A 23,569-nucleotide genomic window follows, 5' to 3' on the forward strand; every position below is an offset into this window, starting at 1 on the left:
ATAGTCTAAAAAATAAAAATGAGATTATTTCCCGGTTTTTTTAAGAATAAACGCCTTTTGAGTAATTCGTTGTCCGCCTTTGCTATCCGGAATCGGATCGGAAATGCGATACAGTTCAATTGTTTGTTTCGGACCATTTTGCCAGCCAAAGATAGCGGTATGACCATCCGGCCGACTTAAAGAAATACTATTAATGGTGTCGGTGATCATTTGCATACAATCGCCAGAATAACAGAGGTTGTATCGATTGTAATCCGGAAGCCCGGTAATGGTAAAAGCTGAAAAAGTAACAGGGGTGTTTTTTAACCTTTCCGGATATAGTAGTTCATAACTACCGTCAATTACTTTTTTGGCCAGTGCCGACTCAAATGTTGTGTTTGATTTTGTAAAAACCGAAGGCGTCGAAGCCGTTGTGTATTCGGTATCGTGTAACATAAAAGTAGTATCGGAAGTCGCTTCCAGAACCATATTTTTTAAAATACCGTTATTTTGATAGGCTTCCTTTAAAATATACTGATTTCCTTTTTGCGAATAGGCCAGTTTTCCGGTTTCAAATCCGTTTGAAAAAAGAATACTGTCTTTTTCAAACGTTATTTCGGTACTATAAAATGAAATATTCTGCAATAATTTTATTTTAGATTGCTCTAAATAGGATGTATTAATAAACGTCCCCGATAGTTTATAGCCAGAGTCACCTTTTGAACAGGAAAAAAGCGTCATACAACTAACTGTCAGAAAAATTCTATTCAGAGCAATCATAATCAGTTCGGTTAAACACCAAATTGTCTTAAATGATGATCAAGGTGTTTCCACTGCGAAATATCCCATTCTTCCGCTGTCATTGGTCCGAAAAAAGGATGTTTTAGATTTTTAATCACAGATGGGCCTTTTTGAAAACGGCTAACATGTTCTATTAATGTTTTTTTTGCAGCATCGAAATCGGGTTCGTGTGTGATGATAAATTCTTTTGCTGTAGGGATATTCGGATCGAAAGGTTTGTCGCTGACAAGCTTCTTTTTTGCCATTCGGCCAAATAAAAAGCCGATCAGACTTTGCTGTATCGTTAATTCGCCAAAAGCCACTTTTAACGGTGCCTGGCAATGTTCCATCATCTGACTAACGGTCATTTTTCCCCAATGTGATAGGGAATGGGGCGACAATTGGTTGATGCGATCAATGATTTCCTGATTGGAATTCGTGTTATATAAGCTTTTCATAGGTTATTTTTTTGTGGCGACAATAGCGTAAACCATTGGTATTTTGTTATCCAGATGTTTGATACGGAATTTATTTGGCGCAAATTCTTCTACTTCATTAAAACAGCTGTATGGCGAATAATCGTACTCCTCAAAGGTATTAATTTCCAATGTATTTTGTACAAGAGATTGGAATACTTCTGAAAGCGGATGATTCCAGCTTACCGACTCGTTTTTTAGAGGTGCTTCTTTGTCGGCATAAGTACCCGACGTCGTTTCAATAATCGTCTCGGTATTAAAATAATTGTATTCGATTTTTGTAAAATCATAATCAAACATCCATACAACCGGATGAAACTCGGCAAAAACAAATTTCCCACCGGGTTTTAAAAAATGATGGATCACTTTTGCCCATTTATCCAGATCGGGTAACCAGCCAATGGTTCCATAACTGGTAAATACGATATCGAATTCACCTTCCAACTGATTGGGTAAATCGTATACATCGGAACAAACAAAAGTAGCATCGAGATTGAGCTGATCGGCCAGTTCGCGGGCTTTTGCAATGGCTTTGTCGGACAAATCCATACCGGTGACTTTGGCTCCCATACGAGCTAAAGAAAGGGTATCCTGACCAAAATGGCATTGCAGGTGTAATATTTTTTTTCCGGTTACGTCGCCCAATAAATGAAGTTCAATATCATTTAATGTGGATTTCCCATTTAAAAAGGCTTCCATAGCATAGAAGTCGGAATCCACATGGTAGTCTACTTTTTGGTTCCAGGTGGCTTTATTGGTTGCTAAATAATCTTTTGGAATTTCCATAGTGTGTTTTTTGGTGGATGCTTTTCGGAAAAAGTCAGAAAAGTGCTTTACAAATATACTGTTTGTCCGTTTTTCTCAACATGGTTTGCTTATCTTTTCCTGTAATTTAAGATTTAATTAAGACTTATCGGATTAATTTTGCAGCATGAACTTATCCAAAACAGATGTTGGCTTTATGGCCATTGCAACAGGTTTAATTGTCGCAAACCTGTATTATTGTCAGCCCCTTATTATCCTTATTGCAAAAGAATTTGCCATTCCCGAAGATCAGGCGGGTACAATTACCTATCTGACACAAGCCGGATATGCTATCGGAATGTTTTTTATGGTTCCGCTGGGTGATAAATTGGAACGTAAAAAACAAATCCAGTTTACAACATTGGCGGCAGTTGTAGCGCTTATTATCGCGGCAACGGCTTCCAATTTCAGAATGCTGCAAATAGCCAGTTTTCTTATCGGTGCCGCTTCGATTGTTCCGCAATTGATTTTACCCTTATCGGCCAGTTTAGCCTCGCCCGAACAAAGAGGAAAAGTCATTGGTACGGTGATGAGTGGTTTATTGGTTGGAATTCTGATATCGCGAACCGTTAGCGGTTTTATCGGAGCCTGGCTTGGATGGCGCGGGATGTTTTGGATTGCAGCCGTATTGTGTTTGCTGATTGTAGTGGTGATTCAGAAAAAATTCCCGGTAAATAAACCCGATTTTAAAGGTACCTATGGCGAATTATTACAGTCGTTGTTTTCATTGATCAAAACACAGCCGATGCTACGTGAAGCCACTTTGATCAACGCGTTAAGTTTTGCGCAGTTTGGGGCTTTTTGGACGACGATGGTATTGTTGTTATCCGGTGATCCGTTTAATTTTAACAGCGCGACAATCGGACTTTTCGGTATCGTAGGTGCTTCCGGTGCTTTGGCGGCTCCTTTGGTGGGTAAACTGGGCGATAAAGGAAATCCGAGAGTGGTGATTGGTTATGGTTGTTTGTTATTATTGATCAGTTTTATAGTATTCTACTTTTCCTCGGAAAGTATGATCGGAATTATGATCGGAATCGTGTTTATTGATGTCGGATTACAGTCGGTACATATTTCCAATCAAACGCGGGTATATTCGTTATTGCCCGAAGCGCGTAACCGGATGAATACCGTATATATGTCGTTTAGCTTTTTAGGTACGGCACTCGGATCGGCTTTTGGACTTTGGTTGTGGAATTTCGGAAAATGGCATGCCTTTTCAATTGGTGGCGCGATGTTGTCGGTAGCCTCAATTATTATTTATGCGCTCACGTACAAGCGCAAATAAAGAAATTCACATTTTGTAAAATAAACTTATATTTGTTGCTCATTATATTTAAAATTAAAAAAAATGCAAGACGGAATTTACGCAAAATTTAATACGAACAAAGGTGTTATTTTAGTGAAACTAACGCACGATAAAACACCTGGAACAGTTGGTAACTTTGTTGGACTGGCTGAAGGAAGTTTAGAGAACGATGTAAAACCTCAGGGGAAACCGTATTATGACGGATTAAAATTCCATAGAGTTATCGCCGATTTTATGATTCAGGGAGGTTGCCCGCTTGGAAGTGGCGTTGGCGGACCGGGATATCAGTTTGACGATGAGTTTCACCCGGAATTAAAACACGATACACCTGGTGTGTTATCGATGGCAAATGCCGGACCTGGAACAAACGGATCGCAGTTTTTTATCACACACGTGGAAACACCTTGGTTGGATAACAAGCATACGGTTTTCGGACATGTAGTGGAAGGACAGGACATCGTTGATGCAATCGCTCAGGATGATGTTATCGAAAGCCTTGAAATTGTTAGAGTAGGTGACGAAGCGCAAAAATGGAATGCTATTGAGGCATTTCGTACATTCGAAGGTTCTCGCGAAAAACGTTTAGCGGAGCAAAAACGTCAGGCAGAAGAAGCATTGGAAAAACTGGCTGCCGGATTTGATAAAACAGAAAGCGGACTACGTTATAAAATGATTCAGAAAGGAAACGGAAAACAAGCTGAAAAAGGTAAAACGGTTTCGGTTCACTATACCGGATCGTTAGAAAACGGAATGGTTTTCGACAGTTCTTATAAAAGAAAACAACCTATCGAATTTCCATTAGGAAAAGGTCACGTTATCGAAGGATGGGATGAAGGTATTGCCTTATTACAAGTTGGCGATAAAGCGCGTTTTGTGATTCCTTCTTATTTAGGATACGGATCTCGTGGTGCTGGTGGCGTTATTCCACCGGATGCAACCCTTATTTTCGACGTAGAATTAATGGATGTAAAATAATTCATTTCACAATTATAGTAAAAACTGCCTTATATGGCAGTTTTTTTGTTTTTAATCAGATGCATTTTGAGTATTTTTTGTTGATTGTTTTCTTTTTAAAGTGTTAAAATGTGCTTTTTTGATATGCATGCATATAATAATTGTGTTAAATTTAACACTTCTTTATTAAATTATCACTTTTGTTAAAAGGTGTAATATTCTTGTAACCAGTTGTTTGTTTTTATTTTTTATATAAACTTAATTTTTTTGTCCAAGCGATAAAAAAAATAGTATTTTGGGAATGTCAATTATTTGCAAATAACGAACGACAACTCAATTAACTTTAAAAATTTAGTAATTATGAAAAATAATAAAGACCTTAAAAAGCCTTTTTTTGCGAATTTCTTAGAGAATCAAATGTCTAACGAAGAGAAAAGTTCTGTACAAGGTGGTGATATCATCACATTGAAAACTTCTGATATGTATACGACCTTAAAATATCCATCAGATAACGAAGACGGACCAGGAGTTCCAACTTCAAAAATTATGGATACGGTAGTTACAATGAAATATCCATCGGATAACGATGAAACAGGAGGACCAATTTTATCTCCGGATACTGATCCAACTATGTTGTAATAAAATTTACGGGCAATGACCTCTTTGAGGGCATTGCCTGTTTTTATTGTATGCCATGATATTATGTATAAGCCACAGTAATGATTTCTATACGATCGATATCGTAATAGAACGTTTAAAAGAACTCGGAAAAGAGGTTTTCCGTTTAAATTCGGATACTTTTTCCGATCAATTGGAATTTGAATATAGGGTGGATCAACAAGGATACTTTGTTCGGTTAAAGCAAGATGATGTTTTGGTTTCTCTGGACGCTATCGAAGCGGTTTACTATAGGAAATTATGGCACATCAATGTACCGAATGATCTTGACGATGCCTTTCAAAATATTTATTTTCAAGAATATACTACCATGCGTAGTCTTTTTTTTGAATCCCTCCGACAGCTTCCCTGGATGAATCCAATGGAACTGGATCATCGGATTGGGGAAAACAAACTGGAACAACTGGTATTTGCTCGTAAATGGGGCTTAAACATACCGGAAACGCTTATGACCAACGAGCCCGAAAAGGTAAAGACGTTTTTCCATACGGTTTGCAACGGCAATATGATTGCTAAATTACACGGCTCATTATCCCGTAGCATGAAAGGGGATACTCCTTTTTTTCCAACAACCCGAATTGAAGAATCCGATTTGGAGCGTTTGGAAACGTTAGTGTACTGTCCTATGATATTCCAGCAGAACATCGAAAAAATATATGAACTGCGAATTATCTATGTCGACGGTATTTTTTTTACCGGTAAAATTAATGCCCAGGCTTCTGAAGCCGGAAAAACCGATTGGCGTGCGGCAAAAGATATTATGCCGTCCTGGGAATTATATAGCTTACCGGAACCAATTTGTCTGGCTCTTGAAAAAATGATGCGTGACATCGGTTTGTATTTCGGGGCAATTGACATGATTCGCCAAAAAAAGGGACAATATGTCTTTCTGGAAGTAAACCCACAAGGCGAGTGGGGCATGATTCAGCGGGATTTAGGTTACCCGATTGGGCAAACCATCGCTGAAAAACTGATAGCAAGAATCTGCTAAGGCAGTTTTGCTTTGAATTTGAAAATTAGTAATAACTGTTATATTGAAAACACCCGGTTCGGGTCTGTAGATAACAAAAAAAAATAGTTATGGGAAAAGTACTGATTATTACGCATTCTCAGGATAATGAATGCATCGATATCGTATCGGAAAAAATTAGAAAACATGGCGGAGAACCCATCCGTTTTGATGTGGATGAATATCCGCTGAAATATAATTTAAGCAGCTGTTTTGAAAACGGAGAATGGAAAATATATCTCGATCATGAAGGAAATCGGGTTGGACTCCATGATATTGTGGCGGTATGGTATAGACGTAGTAATAATTTAGGAGGAAACCTGAGTGAAGTGCTCGAAAGAGAATATTTGGGTAGTGTATATGGCGAAATCCGTGCCACTTTTTTTGGCTTTCTGGAAAGTTTGCCTTGTTTCCAAATTGGAAGATATAGTAAATACAGACGTTTGGATAGCAAAGAAGAACAAATGCGTATTGCCGATTTTCTAGGGATGAAAGTTCCGGAAACCTGTATTACCAATAGCCCGCAAGAGGCGAAACGTTTTGTAAGAGAGCATCCGAAAGGGGTGATTACCAAAATGCAAAGCTCGTTTGCCATCGAAAGAAACGGAGTTGAAAATGTGGTATTTACCAACCTGATCAAGGAAGAGGATCTGGACGAAATTGAAACCTTACAATATTGTCCGATGCAGTTCCAGGAAAAACTGGAGAAAAAAGTAGAATTGCGAATTACAATCGTAGGAGATGCGGTTTTTGCCTTTGAAATCGATTCTCAAAAACTGGATAATGCCAAGTTAGACTGGCGTAGGGAAGGTGTTGAATTGTTAAGAGATTGGATACCTTATGAATTGCCTTCCGATTTAAAAGATAAGCTGCTACAAATGATGGATATGTATGAAATCAACTACGGTGCGATTGATGTAATCGTCACGCCAGATGATGATTATTATTTCCTGGAAATTAATTCGGCCGGAGAATTTTTCTGGTTGGACCGATTAATGGAAAATAATCCGATTTCTGAGCAAATTGCTAAAGTATTGCTAGGAAAAGCAAACCGTAGATATACTCCAGTTTTTGATAAAAATAATATTGAAAGTTTAGCATAAACAAAATTTGTCTCATACAAAATTAAAAGCTCTCATTGGGGGCTTTTTTTATTTCTATTTGTAATCAAGGGGATTATCGTGTTTAGATTATGGTATTTATAATGTTACTAAAATGTAATTAGGTGCAATATTATCGTCAGTATTTACGTATAAAGATCTATTTTGCGCGTTAATTTTTTAGGATGAAAAAACTTTATTTTTTAGTAATGGCGTTATGCTTTTTTACCGCCGCCAATGCACAGATTATTAATATTCCGGATCCTAACTTTAAGGCATTATTGCTGCAAGCAGGCATAACTAATGATGTTGTAGTGGATCCACTTAATTATCCACTTGATGCTGATATGGATGGAGAAATAACTGTTTTAGAAGCAGCTAGGATAGGGCAATTGTATATTTCTAATGCTTCTCTTTCGGATCTTACCGGTATTGAACACTTTACTAATCTAATATATCTTGAGTGTTTAAATAATAATATAACTGCATTAGACGTAAGTTCTAATACAACACTTAAGTGGCTTAACTGTGAAAACAATTTATTGACATCATTGGATGTGAGTCATAATTTAGACTTGCAAGTGTTAGATTTTTCTAAGAATAATATTGCTACAATTGATTTAAGCCAGAATGTAAGACTTGATTACTTGAGATGTGAACATACTTTGTTAACAGCATTAAATACGAGCAATAATTTATTGTTAGGACATTTGGATTGCCGTAACTCCTTAATTACGGAATTAGATCTTAGTCAAAATGTAAAATTAGAAGCAATTCGTTGTAGCTCCAATCCGATTGTGTCTTTGGATTTGAGTAATAATCCTCTTGAATCAGAAATTTATTGCGGTGGTGATGCACTAGAGTCTCTTAATATTAAAAATGGAAAACAAGTAGTGTCGTATGATGAATTTCATTTTAAAATACAGGGTCCTGATTTAAGATATGTTTGTGTTGATGAACAGGAATTATCATCAGTGCAGGCGCATTTAACTTCTAACGGATATTCCAATTTCATGATTAATAGCTATTGTTCTTTTACACCCGGAGGGGAGTATTTTACGGTTAATGGACAAATAAAATACGACCATGATAATAACGGTTGTAACGATATGGATATTAATCCGACAGGTATGCGTTTTTCAATTACCAGTGGCGCTAATTCTATTGGAACGATGATCACCGATTCAACAGGTAATTATTCATTGCCTCTAAGTGCAGGTAATTACACAATACAACCAAACTTTGAAAATGCATATTATTTTAACATACAACCACCGGTTGTGTATGCGAATTTATCGGCGCAGACGAATCCATTAGAGCAAAATTTCTGTATCACAGCTAATGGTGTTTATCAGGATCTGGAAATTGTTTTAATTCCGGTTTCTCCTGCAAGACCAGGGTTTGATGCCGATTATAAACTCATCTATAAAAATAAAGGGAATCAAACCCAGTCCGGAACTGTAAATTTTGTATTTAACGATGCGGTTTTAGATTTAGTTATGGTCAATCCAGTTGCAACTACTCAAACAACGGATAATTTATCCTGAAGTTTTACGAATTTACAACCTTTTGAAAAAAGAGAAATCGATCTTACATTTAATTTGAATTCTCCGATGGAAACACCGGCCATTAATGGGGGTGATATGTTGCTGTATACGGCTACTATCAATGATCCTGCAAATCAGGACATATGGCCTAATGATAATATTTTTAGATTAAATCAGGGAGTTGTGAATTCTTTTGATCCGAATGATAAAACCTGTCTGGAAGGTTCGGTTATTCCGCCAGCTAAAGTAGGTGATTATGTCCATTATATGATACGTTTTGAAAACACAGGAACGTATCCTGCTCAGAATATCGTGGTTAAGGATATGATTGACTTGTCAAAATTTGACATCAATACTTTAGTACCAATTAAAGGAAGTCATTCTTTTGTAGCTAAAATTACGGGTAATAAGGTGGAATTTATTTTTGAAAACATAAACTTACCATTTGACGATGCTAACAACGATGGCTATATTACGTTTAAAATCAAAACAAAACCAACATTGGTTTTAGGAAATACCTTTAGTAATACTGCCAGTATCTATTTTGATTATAACCATCCGATTATTACAAATACAGCAACGACTACGATTCAGGCATTAAATACGAAAGACTTTGAGTTTTCAAATTATTTTAATTTGTATCCAAATCCGGTAAAAGATAATTTGTCGATAGTGGCAAAGTCGGATATTGAAATAAGCTCGATTAGTATTTATAATGCATTGGGACAGCAGGTTTTGGTTGTGACAAATGCACAGAATACAAAATCGGTAGATGTTTCGAATTTGCCATCAGGTAATTATTTTGTAAAAATTAATTCGGATAAGGGAAGCTCGAATACTAAGTTTATAAAGAACTAAAAGAAAAATTAATGATATAAAAATCCGGTTATAAATACTATAACCGGATTTTTTTTATCTTTTTTAAAACCATAGTTATAAAAGTTCCGTAAATGATTTTATAAACAATTAAAAAAATCAATTATGAAAACGTCAAAAATTTTATCCGTAGCTTTTGTGGCTTGCGCATTATTCTTCGGAACAGCATCTTTTGCACAAAAAGAAAAAACCGTAACCGTAGGAGGTGCTCCGATGTATCCTTCTAAAAACATCGTTGAAAATGCAGTAAACTCAAAAGATCACACCACTTTGGTAGCTGCTGTTAAAGCCGCAGGATTAGTGGAAACATTAGAATCAAAAGGGCCTTTTACGGTATTTGCGCCTACCAACGCAGCCTTTGCCAAATTACCAAAAGGGACCGTGGAAACACTTTTAAAACCCGAAAATAAAAAACAACTGCAAACCATTTTGACGTATCACGTTGTGGCGGGAAAAATGAATGCGGCAGATATCGATAAAGCAATTAAATCCGGAAAAGGAAAGGCCACGCTTAAAACCGTTAGCGGTGGAACCTTAACTGCCTGGATGAAAGGAAAAGATTTGTATCTAACTGATGAAAACGGTAAAAGCGCGAAAGTGACTATTGCCGATGTAAATCAGTCGAATGGAGTGATTCATGTTGTAGATGCGGTTTTATTACCGAAATCATAATGTTGTATTTGATGATTAGAGAGAAAAAGTCCCGATTATCGGGACTTTTTTGTTTTGCTTTGGAAATAAAAAAGGATTATTTTGGGAAGAAAATGTCTTGTTTTGGTGATAATTTTTTGTTGATAATGAGTTTCATTCCAGGGATTTATTTGTAAATTAGCATATCTATGCCAGTAAATAAAATGAATTTTCGCCAAAAGAAAAATATAAATGATCCGAGAAGTGAAGCGCTTGATATTTTTACAGTAAAAGCGTTTATACAGAATTCATGTCATGAATATCTCACTACACATCAGGTAGTGTGTTTTGCTATAATTAAGCGTATCTACCGACGGGTTTTGGCAGGATATCGGTTTGGATCGATTAAAGTGAATAACGACGAGTTAGTTACCGATGGTAATCATCGTTATATTGCTTATAAATTGGCCGGCATTGCAATTAACACGGTAAAATCCGGTTGTTCTTTTTCCGATATAAGACGGTCATTTAAAGATATAAAAATCGATACAATAGAAGATTGGGATTATAATTGTCCTTATAACAGGAAATATTGTAATGATGATTTTCTTTCCGATTTTGAAAAAATAAATTAGAATGTTAAAATGAAAATTTTTCTGGACATTGATGGGGTAATGGTTCATGCGAATCCACAAAGAAAAGTGGATATGGGACAGGATGGCTTTTATCAATTTAATACAATAGCAGTTACAATATTAAATGAGATCATCAGCAAAGTAAAAAAAGTAGAATTGATTTTATCGACGTCGCATCGCTTTCGTTTTCCGGTTTTAGAATGGGTGGAAATCTTTAAAAGAAGAATGATATACACCGATACGATTTCTATTTTAGCTATTCCGCAGGAAGAACGATTGACACGAAAAACCGAGATTGTGAATTGGATGAATAAATGTAAGTATAGTCCGGAAGAGGTGCTTATTATTGACGATGACAAATCGTTAAACGGATTGCCTCAAGATTTAAAAGAAAGACTATTACTTACCAATCCTTATACCGGTTTAAATAGAACCAGTTACAGTGATTTGGATAGAATTTTAAAATAAAATACCAAGCGAGTTATAAACAAAAAAAGTCCCGAATAATCGGGACTTTTGTATTGTATTGGTAGTTCTTATCGTAAAGTAGCACCCAATTCCTTTTCCAAATTGGCTTGTAATTTTTGCATAATCTTATCAATCTGAACATCGGTTAAGGTTTTGGAATTATCCTGAATCGTAAAGCTTACCGCGTAGGATTTTTTACCTTCCGGTAGGTTGTTTCCTTCGTATACGTCGAATAAATTAACGTCTTTTAAAAGCGATTTTTCAGTCTGCTTAGCAATTGTCAGGATTTGATCAAAAGCAACGGACTGATCTAATAATAACGCTAAATCACGACGTACTTCCGGATATTTCGGGATTTCCACAAACTTGATCTTGGTGGAAAGCAATTTTAAAATAGCGCTCCAATTAAAATCGGCAAATAAAACCTCCTGTTTGATGTCGAAATGCTTTAAAATCGATTTTTTAATCGTACCCAATTCTACGATAATATCTTTTCCAACCGATAGCGCGGTACCTTCTGCGAAAATATCATTATCCAAAGGTTGCGTAGTGGTTTTCTCAATTCCTAAACGGGAAAGAATACCGGTTATATAGCCTTTAAATAAGAAGAAATCCGAAGGTTGTTGCGGAGTGATCCAGCTTTCCATTAATCGGTTTCCGGTAACAAACAGGGTTAGGTGTTTGTTTTCTTCATAACCGGATGGTAATTTATGATAACTTTTTCCGAATTCAAATAATTTCAGGTCGCTGCGTTTTCTGTTGATGTTAAACGAAATGGCCTCCAATCCGCTGAAAAGTAACGACTGACGCATAGCGGAAAGGTCATTGCTCAAAGGATTCAACATTAATACATTAAACTCTTCTTTTAATTTTTCAGACAATTTTACATATTCCGGAGACGTTAGTGAATTGGCCATCATTTCATTAAAGCCTTGTGAAACCAATTGGTTGGCAATAATATTCTGAATTTTATAATCTTCCGTACGGGACGAATTCGAAATCGAAGCGTTTAATTTTGGTGTAAAATTAATGTTGTTGTAGCCATAAACCCGTAGGATTTCCTCAATTACATCAATTTCACGATGTACATCCACACGGTAAGCAGGAATCGTTAATCCCAAACCGGCATCGGATACACTGTTTACTTTAATGTCTAGTGAAACCAGGATTTTTTTGATGGTTTCTTTGGATAATTCCTGTCCGATGATTTTGGTTACGTTGTTAAAATTTAACAACACGGAAAAATCCTCGATTTTTTTCGGATACAGGTCAATTACATCGGAAGTGATTTCGCCACCGGCAACCTCCTGAATTAATAAAGCGGCACGTTTTAAGGCGTATTCTGTAATTGTAGGATCGATACCTCTTTCAAAACGGAATGATGCATCAGTGCTTAACGTATGACGTTTGGCTGTTTTACGAACGGAAATCGGATTAAAATAAGCACTTTCCAGGAAAATCGCAGTTGTGTTTTCGGTAACACCGGAGTTTTTGCCACCAAATACACCGGCAATACACATTGGACCGTTATCGTCACAAATCATTAAATCTTCTTCGTTCAAGGTGCGTTCTACATCGTCAAGCGTAACGAATTTGGTACCGGCTGCAACGGTTTTAACCGTTACTTTACCACCTTTTATTTTTGCGGCGTCAAACGCATGTAGTGGTTGTCCCAGTTCATGTAGAACATAATTGGTAACGTCAACGACATTGTTTTTCGGGGTTAATCCGATTGCTTTCAAACGGTTTTGCAACCAAGACGGTGATGCTTTTACCGTAATACCAGAAATGGTAACACCGCAATAACGTGGTGCCAGTTTATTGTCTTCGACCTTAATGTCGATTTTTAAGGTACGTTTTTCAACTTTAAATTTGCTTACAGAAGGAGTGATCAATTCCGTATGATTGATGTTTTTCTGAATCAATCCGGCTCTCAGGTCACGGGCAACACCCAAATGACTCATCGCATCGGCACGGTTTGGCGTTAATCCGATTTCGAAAACTTCATCCGTTTCAATATTAAAAACTTTAGAAGCCGGTGTGCCCGGTTTTAAATCCTCGGCAAGGATCATAATTCCGTCATGGCCTTCGCCCAAACCTAATTCATCCTCGGCACAAATCATCCCGTGACTTTCTTCACCGCGAATTTTCCCTTTTTTAATTTCGAAAGCAACACCTTCTTTGTCGTATAATTTGGTTCCGATGGTTGCTACGGCAACTTTTTGTCCGGCAGCAACATTCGGTGCACCACATACAATCTGTACCGGAGTACCATCGCCCAGATCAACGGTAGTTACCCGTAATCGGTCGGCATTTGGATGCGGAATGCAAGTCAGTACATGACCCACAACAACACCTTCAAGTCCTCCTTTTAAACTTTCATACTTATCCACGCCTTCTACTTCCAGACCTAAGTCGGTTAGTAAAGCAGCGGTGTCTTCAGAATTCCAATCTAATTTTATGAATTGTTTTAACCAATTGTATGATATACGCATTGCAGAAAAATTTAAGGATGCAAATATAAGTATTGTCGAGCGTAGAATAAAGAAAAGTTGCGCTTTTTTAAACCGGATATGATCTTTTTTAGATTGACGATTGTTTGTGAAATCGCAGGATTTATAAGGGAATGTTTAAAAAATTAAAACAAAAAAAATGCAACTGAAAAAAATATGCTATTGATTGAAAGAATAATGCTATTTTACTGTTTGCAGAGCCCGTAAATTTGAATAAACGCAAAAAACAATTTTATGAGCAATGTAATTCAAAGACCACAATTTAAAGAAAAATATGATAATTTCATCGGAGGTAAATTTGTTCCTCCGGTAAAAGGCGAATACTTCGATAATGTATCCCCAATTGACGGAAAAGTGTTTGCTAAAGCGGCCCGATCGACCAAAGAAGATATTGATTTAGCACTTGATGCGGCCCACGAAGCGTTTAAAACCTGGGGAAAAGCATCGCCAGCCTATAGAAGTCTGGTATTAAATAAAATTGCCGATGTTATGGAGGCCAATTTAGAATATCTGGCTACCGTAGAAACGATAGATAATGGTAAGGCGGTTCGCGAAACCCTGGCGGCCGATTTGCCTCTTTGTATTGATCACTTTCGCTATTTTGCCGGCGTAATCCGTGCCGAAGAAGGAACGATATCCGAACACGACGAGAACACCGTAAGTATTTGTCTGCACGAACCAATAGGAGTTGTCGGGCAAATTATCCCGTGGAATTTCCCATTGTTAATGGCCACGTGGAAAATCGCACCGGCTATTGCGGCGGGTAACTGTACCGTTGTAAAAGCAGCGGAGCAAACACCGGTTTCGATTTTGGTATTAATGGGTCTGATTAAAGATGTCGTACCACCGGGAGTGATCAATATTGTAAACGGATTCGGAATTGAAGCCGGAAAACCATTGGCGACTTCACCTCGTATTGCGAAAGTATCTTTTACCGGAGAAACAACGACAGGTCGGTTGATCATGCAGTATGCGGCAGAAAACATCATCCCGTCGACAATGGAGTTAGGCGGAAAGTCACCGAATATTTTCTTTAAATCCGTAGCCGATGCTGATGATGCCTTTTTTGATAAAGCGGTAGAAGGTGCGGTGATGTTTGCGTTAAACCAGGGCGAAATTTGTACGTGTCCGTCACGTATGTTAGTGCACGAAGCTATCTATGATCGTTTTATAGCGAAAGTAATTGAAAGAGTAAAAGCGATTAAAATAGGACATCCGTTGGATAAAACCGTGATGATGGGCGCGCAAGCCTCAAATGATCAATATGAAAAAATCCTATCGTACCTGAAAATTGGAAAAGAAGAAGGTGCTGAAGTGTTGGTTGGAGGAAATAGTAATCAGTTGGAAGGGGAGCTTTCCGGAGGTTATTACATTGAGCCGACCGTTTTTAAAGGAACCAATAAAATGCGAATCTTCCAGGAAGAGATTTTTGGCCCGGTAGTTTGTGTAACCACATTTAAAGACACGGAAGAGGCAATTGCTATTGCCAACGATACATTATACGGATTAGGTGCTGGTGTCTGGACACGTGACGCACATGAGTTGTATCAGGTTCCGAGAGCGATTCAGGCCGGAAGGGTTTGGGTTAATAATTATCATGCGTATCCGGCACATGCACCGTTTGGAGGTTATAAAAAATCCGGATTCGGAAGAGAAAACCACAAAATGATGCTGGAACATTACCGTCAGACTAAAAACATGCTGATTTCATATGATAAAAATAAACTAGGATTCTTTTAATATTTTTCAAAAACAAATCCCCATTAGGTTTCCCCCAATGACCCGGCAGGAGTAATTCTGTCGGGTTTTTAAAAATAATAAAATGGTAGCACGAGTTGATATAACAGAAGCGGCAATAGCTTTAGTAGAAGTATTAAAATCCCGTAACGGAGACCTGATGTTTCATCAGAGTGGTGGCTGTTGCGACGGATCACAGCCGATGTGTTTTCCGGAAGGTGAATTTAAACTGGGCTATAGCGATGTTTGCCTTGGTAAAGTTGCCGGATGTCCGTTTTGGATGAGTAAAGATCAGTTTGAATACTGGCAACATACGCATTTAACGTTGGATGTGGTCGCAGGACGCGGTGCGAGTTTTTCACTGGAAATTCCGTATGGCAAGCGTTTTATTATTCATTCCCGTTTGTTTACGGACGAAGAGCGCGCTAATCTGGAGCCGTTGCGTTATAAGGAGGATGAATGATTAGCTGATATAAAGAAGCTGGTATTGTTTTGGAGTGATTCCTTCGTATTTTTTAAACAGTCGGATAAAATAATTGCAATCTTCAAAACCCGATTGGAAGCAAACTTCATTGATTTGTAACGATGGATTTTTTAATAATTGTTTGGCCTGTTTGATCTTTTCAGTTAAGATAAACTCGATCGGACTCATACCTAATTCACGTTTAAAAAAACGATAGAAAGAAGTAGTGCTCATACAGGCTTTATCGCTTAAATCTTTTAAATTGATATTGCCCTGAAGATTTTTTCGGATGTATTCCACCACCGGAACAATAGGGCTGTTAGTATTTAGAAAAGTGTTGGTGTCGATCGCTTTTACCGTTTGTGTCTGAATAATGCGAATGAGTAATTCCTGCAACGTCAGGTCGGCCAAAGCATCTTTGGTGATCGAAGTGCTCATGCATTCTTTGATCAGTTTGCTAATGGTGGTGGCCAGTTCGATATTGTTATAAAAGAAATAATTTTCGTGATCCAGTTTCCAGAAATCACTGTCTTTGGGATAGCGTTCGTTCAGGAAATGCAACGTCTCGTTAATTTTTGCCTGATCAATAGCTAATGCCAAACATTGTGTCGGATTGTTTGGAGACGCTTCAGGGAAATCAATTTTCATTTCCACATTGGAAGGAACCACTACGGTTTCGCCCGGCAGGTATACAAAACCGGGTTCGTCAAACAGATGCATTACTTTTTTACCGCGCAACATACTGGTAACCACCAGGTCGTTAAACTTTAACGGAACCATTTCGGTGGTTTTATACGTTTCAAAAATATTTAACTCGCAGTTATTTAGCGAGTAAATGGTTCTGTTTTCAACTAAAGTCTTAAGTGACTTTTCCTGAGTCAAACGCGGTGTTGGTAATAAGGATCTGGATAAACTCATCGGGATTCTTTCAAAATAAACATTCCGTTAGCCTGAAAAAAACAAGCTACTAAATTTACTGAAAATATCCCGATACGAAAAAATAGTTGTCGAAATTAACGTTCTTTTATAGAATTTCTTCTACATGGATTTTAATATTGCTGGCGATTTTGGCTGTAGGTAAATCGTTGGCATCATCCCCAAACGGATCTTCAATTTCTTCGGCAATCAATTCAAGACTCGCTAATACATAAAAAATAAAAACCACTACCGGAACGACATAATAGCCAAGGCTAAATACATAACCAAACGGAAGTGTCATCACATAAAAAAAGATAAATTTTTTGATAAATGCGCTGTACGAATAGGGGATAGGCGTGTTTTTAATCCGTTCGCAAGCACCGCAGATTTCGGTAAACGACTGGATTTCGCTATTTAGGACGATTAACTGGTCGCCGGTGATCTTTTTGGAATCGTACAGCTCGTTGATTTTATTAAAAAGCATACGTGCTACCTGATTCGGTTTGTGCTTATTATGATCCAGGCTGAGGTCGAAATCTTCAGCCAACTGTTTGCCGGTGTCGGCATTTTTTAAATGACGGTTTAAAATAGAGGCATACCCCGGTATCATCGTACGAAAGTAGTTGCGGTCGCGTTCGTCTTTTAGCATCGCAGCCAGTTTTATAGACAAATTCCGACTATTGTTGACCAATCCGCCCCATAATTTTCGTCCTTCCCACCAACGATCGTAGGCAGTATTGGTACGATAGGCCAGTAATAAGGAAATTACAAAACCCAACATATTATGCATGATGGTGACGTTCTTGACATGGCTGCTTTCCGTCAGTTTCCAGTATTCCATTTCGAGGTAACCAACACCTGCGGAATAAAGTCCAATAGTGATCATCATAGGTATTAACTGGCGAAAGGTATCCGCTTTGTGGAAACGGAAAATAAATGTAATCCAGTCTTTAGGATTGTAGGCTACCATATATTTATTTGTTTGTAATACATTGCTTTAATTTACTTTATATGAAGTTTTAAATAAGGTTAACTGATATGATTCCAAATGTTTCTTTTTTTGGATAATTCAATAAAAACCTGCTTTAAAACCTGATGTTCCGGTTTGTTCATCGACGGATCGTCTTTTAAAAGTCGGATGGCCTCATGGCGGGCCAATTGTAAAATATCCCGGTCTTTTACCAGATCGGCAATCTGTAAATTGAGTACACCACTTTGTTGTGTTCCCATAATATCGCCCGGTCCGCGAAGCTTTAGATCGACTTCCGAAATTTCAAAACCGTCATTGGTACGACACATGGTTTCGATTCGTATTTTCGAATCATTACTCAGTTTATGACCGGTCATTAGAATACAATAACTTTGTTCGGCACCTCGTCCCACACGACCGCGGAGCTGGTGTAATTGCGACAGACCAAAACGTTCGGCACTTTCAATGATCATTACACTGGCATTTGGAACGTTTACACCTACTTCGATAACCGTAGTGGCGACCATGATGTTGGTTTTTCCGGAAGCAAACCGTTCCATTTCAGCATCTTTTTCGGCCGGTTTCATTTGTCCGTGTACAATACTCACGCTGTATTGCGGTAACGGAAAGTCCCGTGAAATCCCTTCATAACCGTCCATCAGGTCTTTGTAATCCATTTTTTCACTTTCCTGAATCAACGGATATACGATATAAATCTGTCGGCCTTTGGCGATTTCATCTTTAAGAAACTTCCAAACTTTTAGTCGGTTACTATCGTAACGGTGTACGGTTTGTATAGGTTTCCGGCCGGGAGGAAGTTCGTCGATAACCGAAATATCCAGATCGCCATAAAGACTCATCGCTAGTGTTCGCGGTATAGGCGTAGCGGTCATTACCAGTACATGTGGCGGAATGGTGTTTTTTTTCCATAATTTAGAACGTTGCTCGACACCAAAACGATGTTGCTCGTCAATAATTGCGAGTCCGAGATTGTGGAATTTTACTTTGTCTTCCAACAAAGCATGCGTTCCGATTATAATATGCAGACTCCCGTTTTCCAGTTCTTCATGAATGATTTTCCGATCGGCTGTTTTAGTGGAACCGGTTAGAATTTTAATATTCAGATTAAGGTCTTTAGCCAGTTCGCGGATTCCTAAAAAATGCTGATTGGCCAGTATTTCCGTAGGCGCCATTAAACAGGCCTGAAAACCGTTATCCAAAGCCAATAGCATGGTCATTAGAGCAACGATGGTTTTGCCGGATCCTACATCACCTTGTAAAAGACGGTTCATTTGGGCGTTGCTTCCCAGATCGTTGCGGATTTCTTTTAAAACCTTTTTCTGCGCATTTGTCAGGTCAAATGGAAGGTGATGATTATAAAAAGTTGTAAAATACGCGCCAACACTATCAAAAGGATGGCCTTTAATTTTGTGTTTCCGGATGAGGTTTTTGGTGATGAGTTGTAATTGAATAAAAAACAACTCTTCAAATTTTAATCGGAATTGCGCTTTTGCCAACAGCTCCTGACTTTTCGGGAAGTGGATGTTGAATAAAGCGACATTTTTCGGAATCAGCTTTAATTCGTCGATCAGATTCGCTGGCAAGGGTTCTTTAAATAACGCCTGGGTTTCGATAAACAATTGTTGCATCAGGCGGTTTACCGTTTTATTGGTAATCCCTTTTTGCGTTAGTTTTTCGGTTGACGGATAAACGGATTGCATGGCCGAGCGTAAGCTCTTTTCGTGATCGGCGAGTAATTCCATTTCCGGATGCGCCATATTAAACAGACCGTTAAAAGCGGTTACTTTTCCAAAAATAACATAAACGCTATTTAACTTCAGACTTTCACGAATCCATTTCTGCCCCTGAAACCAAACCAGTTCCATTTCGCCGGTATCGTCTACAAAAGTCGCCACCAGCCGTTTGCCACGTTTCTGTTCGACGGTTTTAATATGGATCACGCGCCCTACAATTTGTACTTCCGAATTACTGTTTTGCAATTCGTTGATTTTATAGTAGCGCGTACGGTCGATATAACGGTTCGGATAGAGATTCAGCAGGTCGGCATAGCGATGAATGTTTAACTCTTTACGTAATAACTCCCCGCGTTGTGGACCAACGCCTTTGAGGTATTCTATGGGAGTTTCGAGAAGGTTGTTCATTCAGGAATCACGATTAGTAATAAATCACATTACGAAGATAGATTTTAATTGGGAAATTTAAAAACACCCCGACTGAAAATACAACATCAGCGTCGTTTTTTTTGACCTCCTAAAAACAAGACTAATGTAGGTAAAAAGCAACTACGGAAAAACAGGTAAAAACACGTATAAAAAATAGAGTATGACTTTATAGTTTTATCCCATAAAATGCTGTAGCAAGATCATACTGTTAGCTAATAGGTTAAGTATTTTTTGACGACTAAACTGTAACCAAAAAAGATAGTAGAAATGAAGATTCCCCAAATTGCCGTAGTACTAATTGCATTTCTTTTAATTAGCTTCTGTCGGGAAACACCCGCGACTGCGACAGTTGTAGTAAAGGAAAAACAAAGCCGACAATTGGTTAAAGATTCGAATCCGACAGCGATTCAGAACCTGATTAAAGATACTACTACCGAAGCATCTTTACTGGCACTGAATGTATTGCATAGCAAACGTTCCGGAAATAACGGATCAACACCAGACAATTCTCCTGCTCATTTTCCGGATGTACAGGAAACAGATGATGATTTTCAGCATTTACCGCCTGTTGATACTTATTGGTTACAAAATCTTAAAATTAGTTTAAGACGGTAATAATCAAAATATGACTCAAAATGGCTAAGCGAATAGATCAATTCGTAACGGATTGGGACGCCATTCCGGGGAAAAAGAAAAATACAGGTAGTGTAGTGGAGCTACTTGGTTTTCTGGCATTATTTTATCCCAAAACCGGAATGTGCTGGACCGTATACATGAGTATGCTGGGAAGCTTCGGAATGGCAAAATTATCGCCAGTGGTATGGTTTTTCCCGGCACTCCTGCTTTTTTTAATGCTCCATTTGTGGGCGTTGTTAAAAAACGTACGACAAAAAAAAATATACTTTCCCTTTTTACTCAGCCTGATCGGAACCTTATTTATATTAACAGGAAGGATGTTTTTACCTGTAGCGCAATGGCCTGTTATTGCAGGAATACTATTGCTGGTTTTAGGATCATTGGCGAACAGTCTTGTCGATTCCAGGAGAACCGATACCGTAACGGTTCCGGTTGAGTAACTACTATTATAAGAACTCTAAATAAAATAATAACTCAAAAGCACAAAGTATGGATGGAATATATATAGTGTCGGCATTTGCGACGATTAACGGAAAAAAATATTACCTGGGAACCGAAACCGTTAGCAACAGGAGTTATGATAATCCGGCTTCATCGGATGTCGTTTTAAAAGAAATCAAAGCCGATTATGGTTTGCGTGGTTTTACAGAAGAATCATTAGCCAAAGCCCGATTTGATTTTATTGTTCACGGAAAACAGGATCACCTGCCGGTATTGGAAAAACCGGTAATTGTATCTAAAAAATTTAGCAGAATAGGAGTATCATAACTTTTCATAGATGTCATAGTGTAGGCATAGTTTAGAGTTCCATAAATAAATTGTGTTTATAGACAGGAGAGGGTAGGTTTGGTTAAGCCTACCTTCTTTGTTTGTGCCCATTTCGGGTTGGATCAAAGCTTGTTGTTTTCCATGTTTTGAATAATGGAAGCTGTCAGTACCGGATTCATACGATTCAGTTCTTCGATAATACGTTGTTTTTCAACTTCGCTCATTTCGGGTAATGGTTTTCGGAATTGCTCCGGATGCGCTTCCTTATAGAAAAGTGCATCAGTCCATTCGTTTTGCAATCCGTCGATAACCAGGTGAATACGATCCTGAGTGCCGTTATTGATAACCGAATGCGTAAAATTGGCATTGATATACCAACATTCGCCTTCGTTCATGATCAAACGTTCATCGTCCAGTAAAAATACTACATCCGGATTGGTGATGATGGGAATATGTAGGCGGAAACAACCGTCTTCATAGCCCAGACAGTAATCGCGATGCGGTTTAATTTCGGTTCCGGCGGTAAGATTAAGCAAACGAACAGCTGTTTTTTCAAACGGGAAATCGTTGAGTATACTTTTAAAATAGGGACATTGTTCGAGGATGGCTGTGTCTCGTAGCTTGTTTTGGTTTAAGGCGAAAATAGAATCGGACTTACCGTCTTCTGACATCAGGGCGATTGAAGTCCATTTGCCGTTATAATCCTTGCGGTTATAATGATCGGTCCATTCCAGGGAAAGTACTTTTTGCACGTCGGCCTGTAAACGGTCGATATCAAATGCAATTGGGAATTTTATAGCGCGAACCAATTCCATAACTTAAGGTCTTAACCAGTGTAACATAAAAGGGAAAGGCTTTTGGCCTTGTTGTTCGGCACGTGCCTCACTCAGACATAAGCCGGCCCATTCCAAAAAAGGCAATCCGATATAATTTCCTTTTTCGAAATTCGAGATCAGCATTTCCGAACCGTTTTTATAACCGTTATTGTGAAAAACAAAATCAAGTGGTAAATTCAGGTGAACCGCAGCAGCATACGACCATAAAATCGCGCCGATTTCTTCACCACCCGAAGGCCAGTCGACACTTTGAGCATCCGTTCCGGCAAGTTTACGTTCATCTGGTGTGGTTACGGCAAGATGACCGGCTTCATGCAGTAAATCGCCGGGATATAATAGTTGCTCGAAATCTACATAAATACTGTTCGGCCCTAAAGCCAAACCCGGTAAAAAAGTGTCTGTTAGTGTTTTTTCAAAAACCGGTATCCCGATTTCCCGTAGGAAGTCGAGTACTTTGGCTAGTTCTGTTGTTATTTGGAGCGTAGGTGTGTTCTGCATATCCCAAAAATACAAAATACGATCCGAATCTTTTAGGTGATTTTACCTGATTTGGATACTATCGGGATGAGGTCGCAATACCAGAATCCATACTCGGTTTCCTGTGGTGTGGTATAACAATCGTCCTCGTTTTTTGGCGCTTCATATTTGCGGAGCACAATATCACCTTTTGTAAAAGCAATCGGATTTTTAAAAAGTGGTCCGTCAAATGTAAACGTATGAAATTCGCCATTTTCACCACATGGATCTACATTTTCAGGGAGCTCCCGGATAAAATCCGCATCGATAATACGGCCAGCAAAACTTTTGTCGAGTAATCGGGCATCGACACAGGTAACGATGGTTTTAAATCCCAGACCAATAAACTCGTGAATTAAAGCTTTGGTGTCGCGCTTCCATAGTGGGAAAACGGCTTTTAGATCCATTTCGGCCAGTTTCTTTTCCCGGTATTCCCGTAGGTCTTCCAGAAAAATATCACCAAAAGCAGCATGGGTAATACCATTTGTCTGTAAGCCGGTTAAAGTTTCCCGCATTAGGTTTTCATAGATTTCCATAGAAGGCATTTCGGGAATTTCCATTTTGACCAAGGGCAAACCGATGCTTTCGGCTTGTTGTTCGAGCAAACTGCTTCGTACACCGTGCATCGAAATACGATCGTATTGTTGGCTTACACTTGTTAATAAACACGCGATTTCAAACTGATCCTTCTGTATTAATTCATATAACGCGAGAGCAGAGTCTTTTCCGCTACTCCAGTTAAATACCGTTTTTGCCTTCAAAATAGAAAATTTAAGGTGTAAACTTA

25 protein-coding genes are annotated in these 23,569 nt (G+C 38.4%); 15 read left to right on the forward strand and 10 right to left on the reverse strand.

Annotated features, from left to right (window positions below):
- Positions 1 to 24: 24 nt before the first annotated feature.
- From E6C50_RS00585 to E6C50_RS00595, 3 genes are read right to left on the reverse strand one after another with little or no spacing between them, the layout of a single operon-like run.
- Positions 25 to 759, reverse strand: coding sequence for a hypothetical protein (locus tag E6C50_RS00585; protein ID WP_168732716.1), 735 nt, complete (start codon positions 757 to 759; stop codon positions 25 to 27).
- Positions 760 to 770: 11 nt separating this feature from the next.
- Positions 771 to 1,217, reverse strand: coding sequence for a DUF1569 domain-containing protein (locus E6C50_RS00590; RefSeq protein ID WP_136401268.1), 447 nt, complete (start codon positions 1,215 to 1,217; stop codon positions 771 to 773).
- A 3-nt stretch (positions 1,218 to 1,220) separates the two neighbouring features.
- A complete protein-coding gene (locus E6C50_RS00595) occupies positions 1,221 to 2,021 on the reverse strand; it encodes a class I SAM-dependent methyltransferase (protein WP_136401269.1) in 801 nt (266 codons plus the stop codon).
- 145 nt (positions 2,022 to 2,166) lie between these two features.
- Here E6C50_RS00595 and E6C50_RS00600 point away from each other — a divergent pair, with 145 nt between their 5' ends.
- The 10 genes from E6C50_RS00600 (at position 2,167) to E6C50_RS00640 (ending at position 11,242) form a co-directional block, all read left to right on the forward strand.
- On the forward strand, positions 2,167 to 3,324 hold the full coding sequence (locus tag E6C50_RS00600; RefSeq protein WP_136401270.1) for an MFS transporter: 1,158 nt from the start codon (positions 2,167 to 2,169) through the stop codon (positions 3,322 to 3,324).
- Between the two features lie 63 nt (positions 3,325 to 3,387).
- Positions 3,388 to 4,320, forward strand: a complete 933-nt coding sequence (locus E6C50_RS00605) for a peptidylprolyl isomerase (protein WP_136401271.1) — start codon at positions 3,388 to 3,390, stop codon at positions 4,318 to 4,320.
- Positions 4,321 to 4,659: 339 nt separating this feature from the next.
- Positions 4,660 to 4,938: a microviridin/marinostatin family tricyclic proteinase inhibitor gene (locus E6C50_RS00610; protein WP_136401272.1), complete on the forward strand. Its 279-nt coding sequence runs from the start codon at positions 4,660 to 4,662 to the stop codon at positions 4,936 to 4,938.
- Positions 4,939 to 4,993: 55 nt separating this feature from the next.
- Positions 4,994 to 5,968, forward strand: a complete 975-nt coding sequence (locus E6C50_RS00615) for an MvdC/MvdD family ATP grasp protein (protein ID WP_136401273.1) — start codon at positions 4,994 to 4,996, stop codon at positions 5,966 to 5,968.
- An 89-nt stretch (positions 5,969 to 6,057) separates the two neighbouring features.
- Positions 6,058 to 7,089: an MvdC/MvdD family ATP grasp protein gene (locus E6C50_RS00620; protein WP_136401274.1), complete on the forward strand. Its 1,032-nt coding sequence runs from the start codon at positions 6,058 to 6,060 to the stop codon at positions 7,087 to 7,089.
- 182 nt (positions 7,090 to 7,271) lie between these two features.
- Positions 7,272 to 8,633, forward strand: a complete 1,362-nt coding sequence (locus E6C50_RS17890) for a leucine-rich repeat domain-containing protein (RefSeq protein ID WP_230978925.1) — start codon at positions 7,272 to 7,274, stop codon at positions 8,631 to 8,633.
- Positions 8,634 to 8,699: 66 nt separating this feature from the next.
- On the forward strand, positions 8,700 to 9,491 hold the full coding sequence (locus E6C50_RS17895; RefSeq protein WP_230978926.1) for a T9SS type A sorting domain-containing protein: 792 nt from the start codon (positions 8,700 to 8,702) through the stop codon (positions 9,489 to 9,491).
- Positions 9,492 to 9,614: 123 nt separating this feature from the next.
- Positions 9,615 to 10,181: a fasciclin domain-containing protein gene (locus E6C50_RS00630; protein ID WP_136401275.1), complete on the forward strand. Its 567-nt coding sequence runs from the start codon at positions 9,615 to 9,617 to the stop codon at positions 10,179 to 10,181.
- Positions 10,182 to 10,348: 167 nt separating this feature from the next.
- Complete coding sequence (locus E6C50_RS00635; protein WP_230978927.1) at positions 10,349 to 10,774, forward strand: hypothetical protein; 426 nt, start codon at positions 10,349 to 10,351, stop codon at positions 10,772 to 10,774.
- Positions 10,775 to 10,783: 9 nt separating this feature from the next.
- Positions 10,784 to 11,242: an HAD domain-containing protein gene (locus tag E6C50_RS00640; RefSeq protein ID WP_136401276.1), complete on the forward strand. Its 459-nt coding sequence runs from the start codon at positions 10,784 to 10,786 to the stop codon at positions 11,240 to 11,242.
- 68 nt (positions 11,243 to 11,310) lie between these two features.
- Here the strand turns inward: E6C50_RS00640 and pheT are convergent, their stop codons facing one another.
- Positions 11,311 to 13,737 carry a phenylalanine--tRNA ligase subunit beta gene (gene pheT / locus E6C50_RS00645; RefSeq protein ID WP_136401277.1) on the reverse strand — a complete coding sequence of 809 codons (2,427 nt, stop codon included), beginning with the start codon at positions 13,735 to 13,737 and terminating at the stop codon, positions 11,311 to 11,313.
- A gap of 252 nt (positions 13,738 to 13,989) precedes the next feature.
- On the opposite strand from pheT, the gene E6C50_RS00650 reads away from it, so the two are divergent.
- Positions 13,990 to 15,495, forward strand: coding sequence for an aldehyde dehydrogenase family protein (locus tag E6C50_RS00650; protein ID WP_136401278.1), 1,506 nt, complete (start codon positions 13,990 to 13,992; stop codon positions 15,493 to 15,495).
- 82 nt (positions 15,496 to 15,577) lie between these two features.
- Complete coding sequence (locus tag E6C50_RS00655; protein WP_136401279.1) at positions 15,578 to 15,955, forward strand: DUF779 domain-containing protein; 378 nt, start codon at positions 15,578 to 15,580, stop codon at positions 15,953 to 15,955.
- Here the strand turns inward: E6C50_RS00655 and E6C50_RS00660 are convergent, their stop codons facing one another.
- The 3 genes from E6C50_RS00660 to recG all read right to left on the reverse strand — a co-directional run bounded on the left by E6C50_RS00660 (position 15,956) and on the right by recG (position 20,005).
- Positions 15,956 to 16,873, reverse strand: coding sequence for an AraC family transcriptional regulator (locus E6C50_RS00660; protein ID WP_136401280.1), 918 nt, complete (start codon positions 16,871 to 16,873; stop codon positions 15,956 to 15,958).
- Positions 16,874 to 16,979: 106 nt separating this feature from the next.
- Positions 16,980 to 17,843 carry a bestrophin family protein gene (locus E6C50_RS00665; RefSeq protein WP_136401281.1) on the reverse strand — a complete coding sequence of 288 codons (864 nt, stop codon included), beginning with the start codon at positions 17,841 to 17,843 and terminating at the stop codon, positions 16,980 to 16,982.
- A gap of 59 nt (positions 17,844 to 17,902) precedes the next feature.
- The gene (recG, locus tag E6C50_RS00670) at positions 17,903 to 20,005 is read right to left on the reverse strand and encodes an ATP-dependent DNA helicase RecG (RefSeq protein ID WP_136401282.1); all 2,103 of its coding nucleotides are present in this window, start codon (positions 20,003 to 20,005) and stop codon (positions 17,903 to 17,905) included.
- 288 nt (positions 20,006 to 20,293) lie between these two features.
- Between recG and E6C50_RS00675 the strand changes: the two genes are divergently transcribed.
- Genes E6C50_RS00675 through E6C50_RS00685 form a run of 3 tightly spaced genes read left to right on the forward strand, consistent with a single transcriptional unit; the run spans position 20,294 to position 21,430 of the window.
- Positions 20,294 to 20,641 carry a hypothetical protein gene (locus E6C50_RS00675; RefSeq protein ID WP_136401283.1) on the forward strand — a complete coding sequence of 116 codons (348 nt, stop codon included), beginning with the start codon at positions 20,294 to 20,296 and terminating at the stop codon, positions 20,639 to 20,641.
- 20 nt (positions 20,642 to 20,661) lie between these two features.
- A complete protein-coding gene (locus tag E6C50_RS00680) occupies positions 20,662 to 21,102 on the forward strand; it encodes a hypothetical protein (RefSeq protein ID WP_136401284.1) in 441 nt (146 codons plus the stop codon).
- 49 nt (positions 21,103 to 21,151) lie between these two features.
- Positions 21,152 to 21,430, forward strand: a complete 279-nt coding sequence (locus E6C50_RS00685) for a hypothetical protein (RefSeq protein WP_136401285.1) — start codon at positions 21,152 to 21,154, stop codon at positions 21,428 to 21,430.
- Between the two features lie 122 nt (positions 21,431 to 21,552).
- On the opposite strand, the gene E6C50_RS00690 is transcribed toward E6C50_RS00685, so the two are convergent.
- Genes E6C50_RS00690 through E6C50_RS00700 form a run of 3 tightly spaced genes read right to left on the reverse strand, consistent with a single transcriptional unit; the run spans position 21,553 to position 23,543 of the window.
- Positions 21,553 to 22,245, reverse strand: a complete 693-nt coding sequence (locus E6C50_RS00690) for an aspartyl/asparaginyl beta-hydroxylase domain-containing protein (RefSeq protein WP_136401286.1) — start codon at positions 22,243 to 22,245, stop codon at positions 21,553 to 21,555.
- A 3-nt stretch (positions 22,246 to 22,248) separates the two neighbouring features.
- Positions 22,249 to 22,764, reverse strand: a complete 516-nt coding sequence (locus tag E6C50_RS00695) for a hypothetical protein (RefSeq protein ID WP_136401287.1) — start codon at positions 22,762 to 22,764, stop codon at positions 22,249 to 22,251.
- Between the two features lie 32 nt (positions 22,765 to 22,796).
- Positions 22,797 to 23,543 carry a Dph6-related ATP pyrophosphatase gene (locus tag E6C50_RS00700; RefSeq protein ID WP_136401288.1) on the reverse strand — a complete coding sequence of 249 codons (747 nt, stop codon included), beginning with the start codon at positions 23,541 to 23,543 and terminating at the stop codon, positions 22,797 to 22,799.
- Between the last annotated feature and the right edge of the window lie 26 nt (positions 23,544 to 23,569).

The organism is Flavobacterium supellecticarium, from assembly GCF_004801375.1.
Taxonomy (GTDB): domain Bacteria; phylum Bacteroidota; class Bacteroidia; order Flavobacteriales; family Flavobacteriaceae; genus Flavobacterium; species Flavobacterium supellecticarium.

Coding starts and splice junctions, on each gene's coding strand:
- E6C50_RS00585 (WP_168732716.1), bottom strand. CDS start 759: ATGATTGCTCTGAATAGAATTTTTCTGACAGTTAGTTGTATGACGCTT.
- E6C50_RS00590 (WP_136401268.1), bottom strand. CDS start 1,217: ATGAAAAGCTTATATAACACGAATTCCAATCAGGAAATCATTGATCGC.
- E6C50_RS00595 (WP_136401269.1), bottom strand. CDS start 2,021: ATGGAAATTCCAAAAGATTATTTAGCAACCAATAAAGCCACCTGGAAC.
- E6C50_RS00600 (WP_136401270.1), top strand. CDS start 2,167: ATGAACTTATCCAAAACAGATGTTGGCTTTATGGCCATTGCAACAGGT.
- E6C50_RS00605 (WP_136401271.1), top strand. CDS start 3,388: ATGCAAGACGGAATTTACGCAAAATTTAATACGAACAAAGGTGTTATT.
- E6C50_RS00610 (WP_136401272.1), top strand. CDS start 4,660: ATGAAAAATAATAAAGACCTTAAAAAGCCTTTTTTTGCGAATTTCTTA.
- E6C50_RS00615 (WP_136401273.1), top strand. CDS start 4,994: ATGATATTATGTATAAGCCACAGTAATGATTTCTATACGATCGATATC.
- E6C50_RS00620 (WP_136401274.1), top strand. CDS start 6,058: ATGGGAAAAGTACTGATTATTACGCATTCTCAGGATAATGAATGCATC.
- E6C50_RS17890 (WP_230978925.1), top strand. CDS start 7,272: ATGAAAAAACTTTATTTTTTAGTAATGGCGTTATGCTTTTTTACCGCC.
- E6C50_RS17895 (WP_230978926.1), top strand. CDS start 8,700: ATGGAAACACCGGCCATTAATGGGGGTGATATGTTGCTGTATACGGCT.
- E6C50_RS00630 (WP_136401275.1), top strand. CDS start 9,615: ATGAAAACGTCAAAAATTTTATCCGTAGCTTTTGTGGCTTGCGCATTA.
- E6C50_RS00635 (WP_230978927.1), top strand. CDS start 10,349: ATGCCAGTAAATAAAATGAATTTTCGCCAAAAGAAAAATATAAATGAT.
- E6C50_RS00640 (WP_136401276.1), top strand. CDS start 10,784: ATGAAAATTTTTCTGGACATTGATGGGGTAATGGTTCATGCGAATCCA.
- pheT (WP_136401277.1), bottom strand. CDS start 13,737: ATGCGTATATCATACAATTGGTTAAAACAATTCATAAAATTAGATTGG.
- E6C50_RS00650 (WP_136401278.1), top strand. CDS start 13,990: ATGAGCAATGTAATTCAAAGACCACAATTTAAAGAAAAATATGATAAT.
- E6C50_RS00655 (WP_136401279.1), top strand. CDS start 15,578: ATGGTAGCACGAGTTGATATAACAGAAGCGGCAATAGCTTTAGTAGAA.
- E6C50_RS00660 (WP_136401280.1), bottom strand. CDS start 16,873: ATGAGTTTATCCAGATCCTTATTACCAACACCGCGTTTGACTCAGGAA.
- E6C50_RS00665 (WP_136401281.1), bottom strand. CDS start 17,843: ATGGTAGCCTACAATCCTAAAGACTGGATTACATTTATTTTCCGTTTC.
- recG (WP_136401282.1), bottom strand. CDS start 20,005: ATGAACAACCTTCTCGAAACTCCCATAGAATACCTCAAAGGCGTTGGT.
- E6C50_RS00675 (WP_136401283.1), top strand. CDS start 20,294: ATGAAGATTCCCCAAATTGCCGTAGTACTAATTGCATTTCTTTTAATT.
- E6C50_RS00680 (WP_136401284.1), top strand. CDS start 20,662: ATGGCTAAGCGAATAGATCAATTCGTAACGGATTGGGACGCCATTCCG.
- E6C50_RS00685 (WP_136401285.1), top strand. CDS start 21,152: ATGGATGGAATATATATAGTGTCGGCATTTGCGACGATTAACGGAAAA.
- E6C50_RS00690 (WP_136401286.1), bottom strand. CDS start 22,245: ATGGAATTGGTTCGCGCTATAAAATTCCCAATTGCATTTGATATCGAC.
- E6C50_RS00695 (WP_136401287.1), bottom strand. CDS start 22,764: ATGCAGAACACACCTACGCTCCAAATAACAACAGAACTAGCCAAAGTA.